We start from the raw sequence: 9535 nt of genomic DNA, 5'->3' as shown, positions 1-9535 counted from the left end.
AAATCGCTCCGCAAACGCTCGTAATCCTCCGCGAACCGTTCATCGATCCGACTCGTCAGATCGCCGCCAGAAAGCGCCTGAAGCGCGCTGGCAAGCTTGGAAACCACTGCCTGCTGCGCGGCGGCGCGGGCCTGGCGATCTTCCTCGGCCGCGCGTTCGGCCTGTTGCATGCGGTCGCGTTCGATGAGGCCCTCGCGGAAGACGACGAGCGACTCGGCCATCCGCGCGATCTCGCCCCCGAAGATCCCGAAGCCCTTGACCTCGGCCAGTTCGCCGCGGGCCAGGCGGCCGGTGACGCGCACCAGCCGGCGCATCGGCCAGATGATCAGAAGCCAGGTCAGGATCGGCGCGGCGATGAAGACCGCGACACTGCCCAGGGTGACGAGCTTCAGACGGTGCTTGGCCTCGCCGGCCTCGGCCAGGATGGCAGTGCCGATGTCACCGGCCGTGGCGATCGCATTGTTGCCCTGGTCGCTGGCGACGGAGGCGATGCCGCGCAGGCGTTCATAGGCGGCCCGCGAGGCATCCTCGGCCTCCTGCTGCGCGGCAAGCCAGGCCCGGCGGTTTGCCACCACCCCGGTTTCCGGGTCGGCAAAGGCGACGATCCCTTCGATCATGGTCTTCAGGCTGCTGGTCAGATAGACCCGCCCGGCCAGATCGGTCAGCGCGTCGCGTGCGGCCAGGATCTGGTCCTGCGCGGCATCGGCCTCGGCGGCATCCTTCGCGGTGGCCCCGAGATAGGCGGAGGCAACCAGCGTTTCCACCGCGAGGTCAACATCGGACGTGTCGCGGATCTGTTGCACCTCGTTGCTCAGCAGCCGGTGGATGGCCTCGCGGTTGAAGACCGCGGTGTCCTCGGCGCCGATCATCAGCTTGAAGGTCAGATCGTCGATGGCCGAACTGAGCGCGATATTGCTGGCATCGCGGAGCCGCATGACCTCTTCGGTATAGCCCGCGCGCGCGCGGAACCCGGCATTGGCCGAACCGGCAAAGGCGGCCCGGGTTTCGGTCAGGATCGGCAGGTAGTCCGGGATCGTGCCCGCCGTGTCGAGATCGGCAAGCAGTCCTTCCAGCTTGCGCAGGCTGGCCGTCGCCAGATCGCGCAGGATCGCGGCCAGCGCGGGATCGTCCTGCCGGGCCAGCGCGAGGGCGACGCCGGACAGCAGGTTGATTTCGGCCCGGGCCTGCAGGATCAGCGCGGTCGAGTTGAAGTCGGAATGGACCAGCGTGTCGAGGGTGTCGGACACGCTTTCGATGGTCTGGTTGCCGGCCAGGTTCATGTCATAGACGGCATCCTCGGTCATGATCGACAGCGCTTCGCGGATCTCGCCCACCTGTGCGCCGAATTCGGCCAGCTGGTCCTGAAGCAGGTTCTGGCTCGCGAAGCGCTGGTCCAGAGCCCGCCGCATCTGCTGTGCCTTGTCGGACAGCGCCACCAGCATCGGCAGGAAGGTCTTGCGGTCCTCAGCGGGAAGGTCGTTGACAGACGCAAGCACACGCTTGCTTTCCTCAAGGTAGTCTTGGAACCCGGTCTCGACGCCTTCCGCGTTGCGGGCCATCAGCATCTCGGAAAGGGAGTCGCGGACATCGCCGGTGTGCTCGATGACCGCGACGCTGTCCCGGATGCCAGGCAAGTCCTCGGAGACCAGCCTGTCGATCTGTCCCGACAGCGAGTCGAAGACCATCGTCGAGATCACGATGGCGGCTGCGGTCATGGCCCCCATCAGAACGAGGGCGGACGAGAATTTCAGCGCAATACTACCGAACACCGTCGAAACGAATTTCAGCATGACAGCCCTCCGGGGCGTAACGTGGTCCTTGTGTCCCGGGCGGCCGCGCGGGCCGCCCGCACGGTCAGGATTTCGGCTCAGGAGCTGGCTCAGGGGCCGGCTCGTCGGGCGACGCGGGGGCCGGGGCCGGGATCTCGACGGGCTCGAAGGCCCCATCGGCCGAGATCCGGGTCAGGAAGACCTGGTCGAGTCCCTGGTTGTCGCCCGGGCCGAAGACAAGATGCAGGCCGCCGAGGTCGAGATCCCCCAGCTGATCGAGCGCGGCCAGCATCTTGGCGCGGGTCGGGAAGGGGCCCGCCTTTTCGAGCGCCTTCAGCGCGACACGTCCGGCCAGATAGCCTTCGAGCGAGACGAATTCGGGCGCGGCCTCGGCATCGACGGCTTTCAGCGCGGCCTGATACTCGGCCACGACCGGCAACGAGGTGTCGCCGGGGAACGGCACGACCTGGCTGACGATGATGCCTTCTCCGGCCGGGCCCAGTTCCTCGCTGAGCGCGCGCGAGCCGACGAAGGAGATATTGACGAGCTGCGGCGTGAACCCGAGCTTGCGCCCGACGCGCACGAATTCTGCGACAGGCTTGTAGGCGGCCACCATCACCACGGCATCGGGATTGGCCTTGCGGATGTTCAGAAGCGCGACCTTCACCGCCAGGGTATTGCGCGTGTAGTTGCCTTCGGCGACCGGCGTCAGCCCGCGTTTCTTCAGCGCACGGCGCACCCCTTCCAGCCCGACCTGACCGAACCCGTCATCCTGATAAAGGACCGCGATCCGGTCCTTGCCCAGCGCGTCGACCAGATAGGCGATCCAGGCCTCGGTTTCGGTGTCGTAGCTGGCGCGGATGTTGGCCACGTTGCTGACCCAGGGCGCGCGCAGGAAATCGGCCCCGGTCAGCGGCCCGATCATCGGCATCCCGGCCGCGGCCGCGACCGGCAGCGTCGCCTTGGCGGTCGGAGTGCCGACCTGGCCGACCAGCGCGAGGTAGCGATCATCGGCCAGCATCTTCTCGACCTCGGCGGCCGAGCGGGTGGGTTCGTAGCCGTCATCGAAGCTGTCCATCCGGATCTTGCGGCCATTGACGCCGCCCGCGCGGTTGGCCTCTTCGAAGGCGGCCAGCAGGCCGAGGCGCAGGCCCTGACCCAGTGCCCCGGCCGGCCCCTCAAGGGCGGCGACCTGTGCGAAACGAACGACCGACCGGTCGGAGCCGGACGTGGCCCCGGATGTGGCAAGGAGAGGGGTGGAGAGACCAAGGAGGCTCGCGGCAAGTGCGATCGCAAAGGCAAGGCGCATGTCGTGTTCCGATACCGGCGGGGTTCCAGTTCAGAGCACTAGCTGTCGCGACGTTAAGATAGGGTATGCCAGCGCTCCGGCGATCGCTGACAGTTCTCGTAAAGTTCGAGCGAAATTCAGGCGAGGCCGGGGCGGACGCGGGGTAATCCCGGGTCAACCCCGGGTATAGCCAAGCGAGGCCTGCAAAAGCTTGCGGGTGTAGGAATGCGCCGGTGTCAGCGCCCGCATTTCGTCGACGCCCATCACCTCGACGATCTCGCCGGCCTGCATCACCGCGATACGCTCGCACATATGGGCGACCACCGCGAGATCGTGCGAGACCATCAGGAAGGTCAGCTTGTGTTCGGCCCGCAGGTCGGTCAGCAGGTTCAGGATCTCGGCCTGGACCGAGACGTCAAGCGCCGAGGTCGGCTCGTCGAGGAGCAGGATCGAGGGTTCGGGGGCCAGCGCCCGGGCGATGGCCACGCGCTGGCGCTGGCCGCCCGATAGCTGGTGGGGATAGCGAAAGCGGAAGGCAGGGCCGAGGCCCACATCGTCGAGCAGCCGCACGATCCGGGGTTCGATATCGCGAAAGCCGTGCAGATGCAGGGTTTCGGACAGCACCTGATCGACCGACTGACGCGGATGGAGCGAGGCATAGGGGTCCTGAAAGACCATCTGGACGCTCTTGTAGAAAAGCCGGTTGCGGTGCCGTCCGCGCGGGACCGGATTGCCGTTCACCGCCATCCGGCCCGACCAGTCGGGCGCCAGCCCGGTCAGCGCGCGCATGATCGTCGACTTGCCCGACCCGCTTTCGCCGACCAGCCCGAAGCTTTCGCCATGGCCGACGCGAAAGCTCGCGTGCCGGACGGCATCTACCCGGTCGCGGCCCTCGCCGAACCAGACGCTGACATCGTCGAAGAAAAGCGCGCTCATGACGGCCTCACCGACGGGGCTTGGGCCCAGGCGGGGTCGCGGCGCAGCACCTCGAGCCGTTTTTGCGGCGCGTCGAGCCGGGGCAGCGAGTTCAGAAGCCCCCGCGTATAGGGGTGCTTCGCCTCGTGCAGCTTGTCGGCCGCGCAGGTCTCGACCACGCGGCCCGCATACATGATCAGCACCCGGTCGCAGAAATCGGCCACGAGATTCAGGTCGTGGCTGATGAAGATCAGCCCCATGCCGCGATCCTGCACCAGACGGTCCATGATCTGCAGCACCTGCGCCTGGACCGAGACGTCCAGCGCCGAGGTGGGTTCGTCCGCGATCAGCAATTCGGGGTCGGGGATCAGCATCATCGCGATCATGATCCGCTGACCCATCCCGCCCGACAGCTCGTGCGGATGGGCGCGCATCACCCGTTCGGGGTCGCGGATCGAGACCGCTTCCAGCATGTCCAGTGCGCGACGCCGGGCCTCGGCCCGGCTGCCCTTCTTGTGGACGCGCCAGGCCTCGATCAGCTGCTCGCCGACGCTCATCACCGGGTTCAGCGAAAACTTCGGGTCCTGCATCACCATCGAGATCCGCTGGCCGCGCACCTTGCGCATCTGCGCCTCGGAGTGCTGCATCAGATCCTCGCCATCGAGCCGGATATGCGCGGCCGTGACCTGCCCGGGCGGCCGGATCAGCCTGAGGATCGAGCGCCCGGTCATCGACTTGCCGGACCCGCTTTCGCCAACGATACCCAGTCGTTCCCGGCCAAGCTTGAAAGACACACCGCGCACCGCGTCGAACAGGCCGGTACGGGTGGGAAAGCGGACCCAGAGGTCCTCGACTTCGAGCAGGGGGGTCATTTCTCTCCCTTCGGATCGAGCACGTCGCGCAGGCCGTCGCCCAGCAGGTTGAAGGCCAGCGACACGGTGAAGATCGCCAGCCCCGGCATGGTGGCGACCCACCAGTGATCGAGGATGAAGCGGCGGCCCTCGGAAATCATCGCGCCCCATTCGGGGCTGGGCGGCTGGGCGCCGAGCCCGAGGAACCCAAGCCCCGCGGCTGCCAGGATGATCCCCGCCATATCAAGCGTCACCCGCACGATCAGCGACGAGATGCAAAGCGGCCAGATATGCCGGGTGATGATCCGGATCGGACCGGCGCCGTGCAACCGCACCGCGCTGATGAAATCGGCGTTCCGAAGGGTCAGCGTCTCGGCCCGGGCGATCCGGGCATAGGGCGGCCAGGCGGTCAGGGCGATGGCCAGCACCGCATTCTCGATGCCCGCGCCCAGCGCGGCGACGAAGGCCAGCGCCAGCACCAGCCGGGGGAAGGCGAGGAAGATGTCGGTGATCCGCATCAGGACCATGTCGACCCAGCCGCCGAGATAGCCAGAGACGGTGCCGACGATCAGCCCCGCCAGCGGCGCGATCAGGGCGACCAGCGTGACGATGTAAAGCGTGATCCGCGAGCCGTAGATCAGCCGCGAGAGGATGTCGCGCCCCAGCGAGTCCGTGCCCAGCGGATGGCCGGGCGTGCCCAGCGGCTGCAGCCGGGCGGTGAGGTCCTGATAGAAGGGATCATGCGGCGCGATCCAGGGCGCGAGCGCCCCAATCGCCAGCAGCGCGATCAGGATCGCAAGCCCGAACATCGCCATCGGGTTGCGGCGGAAGGCCAGCCAGCCCTGATAAAGGCTCGCCAGCCGGGCCTGCCCGCGCGATTGCGGCGTGTCGGTCAGAAGCCAGGCGCGAAGTCCGGTCATCTCGGTCATTTCGCCCTCGGATCGAAGACCTTGTAAAGCAGGTCGGAAAAGACGTTCAGCAGCACGAAGGCCAGCCCCACCACCACGGTGCCGCCCAGAACCGCGCTCATGTCGGCCGAGAGCAGGGCGTTGGTGATGTAGGACCCGATGCCCGGCCATGAGAAGATGATCTCGGTCAGCACCGACCCTTCCAGAAGCCCGGCATAGCTGAGCGCGATCACCGTGATCAGCTGCACCCGGATGTTGCGGAAGGCATGACCCCAGATCACCGCGCGCTCGCTCAGCCCCTTGACCCGGGCAGTGGTGACATATTCGGCCGACATTTGTTCCAGCATGAAGGACCGGGTCATGCGGCTGATATAGGCGAGGCTGTAATAGCCCAGCAGCGAGGCCGGCAGCACGATATGGCTAAGCGCGTCGCGAAAGACCGTTCCGTCGCCCGCCAGCGCACTGTCGATCAGGATCATGCCCGTGACCGGCTCGATCATGCCGTCATAGAAGATCGACAGCCGCCCCGGCCCGCCGACCCAGCCGAGAATGCCGTAGAAGATCAGAAGCCCCATGAGCCCGAGCCAGAAGATCGGCATCGAATAGCCCACAAGGGCCACCACGCGCGCGATCTGGTCGATCCAGGACCCGCGCCGGACGGCGGCCAGCACGCCCAGCGGCACGCCCAGCAGTACGCCCATCAACGTGCCCAGCGTCGCCAGCTCCAGCGTTGCCGGAAAGACCCGGGCGATGTCTTCGGATACGGGCCGCGCGGTCAGCAGCGAGGTGCCGAAATCGCCCCGGACGACGTCCAGCAGATAGAGCCAGAACTGCACCAGCAGCGGCCGGTCCAGCCCGAGTTCCTGGTAGACCCGGTTATAGACCTCGGGGCTGGCGCGTTCGCCGACGATGGCCAGCACCGGGTCGATGGGCATCACGCGGCCGATCAGGAAGGTGACGAACAGCAAGCCCAGCATGGTGATTGCGATCGATCCCAGCGTCACGCCCGTCCGTTTCACCCAGCGGGGAGGGAAAGGCGCGCGGGCGCGCCCTTCCTGTGCCTTGCCGGTTGCCGACACGTTACTTGGTCACTTTCCAGTAGCTGGCATCGCTGACCGCCAGCCCGGTGGTGAAGTTCTGCACGTTCTCGCGCACGCCGTCCTGCTCGATGTTCTGGAACATGATGGCGAAGGGCGAGATCTCGCGGAACCTGGTCTGGATCTCGTGATACATCTCGGCCCGCCTGGCGGTGTCGCGCTCGGCCACCGCGGCCTCGGTCATCTCGGTCAGCCCGCCCGCGTCCCAGGCGTTGCGCCAGGCCAGGATGCCGCCATTCTGCGCCTCGTCCGAATTGTCGGGGTTGTAGGCGAAGGTCGAGGCATTGGTCTGCGGGTCGGCATAGTCCGGCCCCCAGGTGCCCAGATAGACGTCCAGATCGCGGGCGCGGTACTTGGCCAGCACCTGCTTGCCGGTACCGACCTCGATGTTCAGCTTGACCCCGGCCTGGGCAAAGGTGTTCTGCATCGACTGGGCAATCTCAAGACGCTCCTGCACGTCGCGCACACCGATGGTCAGCTCCAGCCCGTCGACGCCCGCCTCGCCCAGCAGCGCCTTGGCCTTCTCGACATCGAGCGAGAACGGGTTGTCCTTCACCGCCCCCAGATAGGATTGGGGCAGGAAGTTCTGCTGAACGGTCCACTGCCCCTTGAGGAAGCTGTTCACCATGCCGTCGTAATCGACGAGATACTTGAACGCCTCCAGCACTTCGGGCTTGGCCAGCTCGGGGATCTTCTGGTTGAACGAGGCATACATCAGGTAGCCTTTCAGCTCTTCCTGGATCTTGATGCCCTCGGCGCCGGTGATGCCCTGCACGTCCTCGGGGTTGAGGTTGCGCGCGACATCGACATCGCCGCGTTCCAGCAGCAGCCGCTGGGTCGCGCTTTCGGCGATATGGCGCACGATCACCCGCTGCATCGCGGGCGTGCCCTGATAGAAGTCGGGATTGGCCTGCAGGGTCACGGATTCGTTCGGTTTCCAGGCAACGAGGCTGTAGGCGCCCGAGCCCGCCGAATTGGTCTTGAGCCAGTCGTGGCCCATGTCGCCATCGACCTCATGCGCCATCACTGTCGTCTTGTCGACGATCGAGCCGATGGTCGCGGTCAGGCAGTTCAGCACGAAGGAGGTTGCATAGGCCTTGTCGGTGGTGATGACCAGCTTGTTGCCGTCGGCCTTGATGGTTTCCTCGATATTCTCGGGGGTAAAGCCGAACTGGGTCAGGATGAACCAAGGCGTGAGGTTCAGCAGCACCGCGCGGCGCAGCGAGAACTCGGCATCCTCGGCCGTCACCGGGTTGCCCGAGACGAAGCTGACGCCCTCGCGCATGGTGAAGGTGATGGTGCGGCCGTCCTCGCTGACCTCCCAGCTTTCGGCCAGATCGGGCTGGTAGCCGGCCTCGAAATCCAGCGGGTCGAAGTTCACCAGCCGCCCGTAGACGTTGCGCAGCACGTCGCCGCCCGCGAATTCGAAGGTCTCGGCCGGGTCGAGCGTGGTGATGTCGTCGATCCGGTTGGCCACCACCAGCATGTTCGCGGGCGTTTCGGCCCAAAGCGCGGGGGCGGTGCCCGCGAGCGTCGCGGCCAGCGCGGCGCCCGACATCAGCCTTGCAAAAGCGGTCATCTTGGTCGTCCTCTCTGTTGGTCTGTTTTTATGTCGTCTTCCGGCGTCGTTGCGCCGGTCTTGCCCGTCAGTGGCCCCAGGTTTTCTCCAGCACCCTCAGCCAGTTGCCATGGCAGATCCGTTCGATCAGCTCGGGGCCGTAGCCATGCGCCGTCATCGCGGCGCGCAGTGCGGGCAGCCCCGCGGCCGACCCGATCGCGGACGGGATCATCGCCCCGTCGAAATCGGACCCGAGCCCCACGCGAGTCTCGCCGAGCTTGCCCAGCAGATGGTCGAGATGACGCAGCATGTCGTCAAGACCGGTATCGATCATGCGCCCGTCGGGTCTCAGAAAGGCCGTCGCATAGTTCAACCCGACCATGCCGTCGCTGGCGGCGATGGCCTCGAGCTGGGCGTCGGTCAGGTTGCGGGCATGGGGGCAGATCGCATGGGCGTTCGAATGGGTCGCGACCAGCGGCGCGTCGGACTGTCTGGCGACGTCCCAGAAGCCCGCCATGGTCATGTGCGACAGATCGATCATGATCTTCAACGCGTTGCAGCGCCGGACCAGCGCCACCCCCAGATCGGTCAGCCCGCCGCCGGTATCGCCGTCGGACGGATAGCGGAACGGTACGCCCTCGCCGAAGATGGTGGGTCGGCTCCAGACCGGCCCGAGCGAGCGCAGCCCCGCGCCGTGAAGCACATCAAGGGTGATCATCTCGGGGTCGATGGCCTCGGCACCTTCCATATGCAGGATGGCCGCCAGCTTGTGTTCGACCATCGAGATATGGATTTCCGCGGCGCTGCGGCAGATCTTCAACGCGCCCAGCTCTTCCAGCCGCTCCAGCGTCGCGACCTGAGCCATGGCAACGGTCAGCGCCCGGTCCTGCGGTTCGGGCGGCGGCAGAGGCAGGTCGTAGCTGTCCTGCGCCATCGCCTCTTCATTGTCCTCGCCGCCCTCGGAGGGCACATAGACCGCGAAGAAACCGCCGCCGAGCCCGCCCGCGCGGGCCTTGGGCAGGTCGATATGGCCCGCGTCCCCGGTCAGGAAGGTTTCGGCGGCGGCCGGACCTCCGGCGCGATAGAGTCTGAGAAGAACATCGTTATGGCCGTCGAAAACGGCGGGCAGGGTCTTGGGATCCACGAATG

The 9535-nt window shown here is 66.4% G+C and carries 7 protein-coding genes and 1 pseudogene; all 8 read right to left on the bottom strand.

Annotated elements, in window-relative coordinates:
- A pseudogene (locus EV657_RS10395) lies at positions 1-1790 on the bottom strand (hypothetical protein); the annotation flags it as partial.
- 64 nt (positions 1791-1854) lie between these two features.
- The gene (locus EV657_RS10390; protein ID WP_113670438.1) at positions 1855-3078 is read right to left on the bottom strand and encodes an ABC transporter substrate-binding protein; all 1224 of its coding nucleotides are present in this window, start codon (positions 3076-3078) and stop codon (positions 1855-1857) included.
- Positions 3079-3231: 153 nt separating this feature from the next.
- On the bottom strand, positions 3232-3993 hold the full coding sequence (locus tag EV657_RS10385; RefSeq protein ID WP_075786256.1) for an ABC transporter ATP-binding protein: 762 nt from the start codon (positions 3991-3993) through the stop codon (positions 3232-3234).
- Complete coding sequence (locus EV657_RS10380) at positions 3990-4844, bottom strand: ABC transporter ATP-binding protein (protein WP_134077833.1); 855 nt, start codon at positions 4842-4844, stop codon at positions 3990-3992. The genes EV657_RS10385 and EV657_RS10380 overlap by 4 nt, the downstream gene beginning before the upstream one ends.
- Positions 4841-5752, bottom strand: a complete 912-nt coding sequence (locus EV657_RS10375) for an ABC transporter permease (RefSeq protein WP_113670436.1) — start codon at positions 5750-5752, stop codon at positions 4841-4843. The genes EV657_RS10380 and EV657_RS10375 overlap by 4 nt, the downstream gene beginning before the upstream one ends.
- The gene (locus tag EV657_RS10370; protein ID WP_425057251.1) at positions 5749-6735 is read right to left on the bottom strand and encodes an ABC transporter permease; all 987 of its coding nucleotides are present in this window, start codon (positions 6733-6735) and stop codon (positions 5749-5751) included. Before EV657_RS10370 ends, EV657_RS10375 begins: the two co-directional genes overlap by 4 nt.
- Positions 6736-6811: 76 nt before the next feature.
- A complete protein-coding gene (locus EV657_RS10365) occupies positions 6812-8407 on the bottom strand; it encodes an ABC transporter substrate-binding protein (RefSeq protein ID WP_134077832.1) in 1596 nt (531 codons plus the stop codon).
- Between the two features lie 67 nt (positions 8408-8474).
- Entirely contained in the window at positions 8475-9530 is a 1056-nt protein-coding gene (locus EV657_RS10360) for a dipeptidase (RefSeq protein WP_075786251.1), read from the bottom strand.
- Positions 9531-9535 lie beyond the last annotated feature (5 nt).

Origin of the sequence: Rhodovulum visakhapatnamense (assembly GCF_004365965.1) — a bacterium.
GTDB classification, from domain to species: Bacteria; Pseudomonadota; Alphaproteobacteria; order Rhodobacterales; family Rhodobacteraceae; genus Rhodovulum; species Rhodovulum visakhapatnamense.
Note: the sequence above shows the minus strand (reverse complement) of the source record. Positions and strands in the feature narration are given on the sequence as shown.

Excerpts from the sequence above, each read along its gene's own strand:
- EV657_RS10375 (WP_113670436.1), bottom strand. The coding sequence starts at position 5,752 with ATGACCGAGATGACCGGACTTCGCGCCTGGCTTCTGACCGACACGCCG.
- EV657_RS10390 (WP_113670438.1), bottom strand. The coding sequence starts at position 3,078 with ATGCGCCTTGCCTTTGCGATCGCACTTGCCGCGAGCCTCCTTGGTCTC.
- EV657_RS10365 (WP_134077832.1), bottom strand. The coding sequence starts at position 8,407 with ATGACCGCTTTTGCAAGGCTGATGTCGGGCGCCGCGCTGGCCGCGACG.
- EV657_RS10380 (WP_134077833.1), bottom strand. The coding sequence starts at position 4,844 with ATGACCCCCCTGCTCGAAGTCGAGGACCTCTGGGTCCGCTTTCCCACC.
- EV657_RS10385 (WP_075786256.1), bottom strand. The coding sequence starts at position 3,993 with ATGAGCGCGCTTTTCTTCGACGATGTCAGCGTCTGGTTCGGCGAGGGC.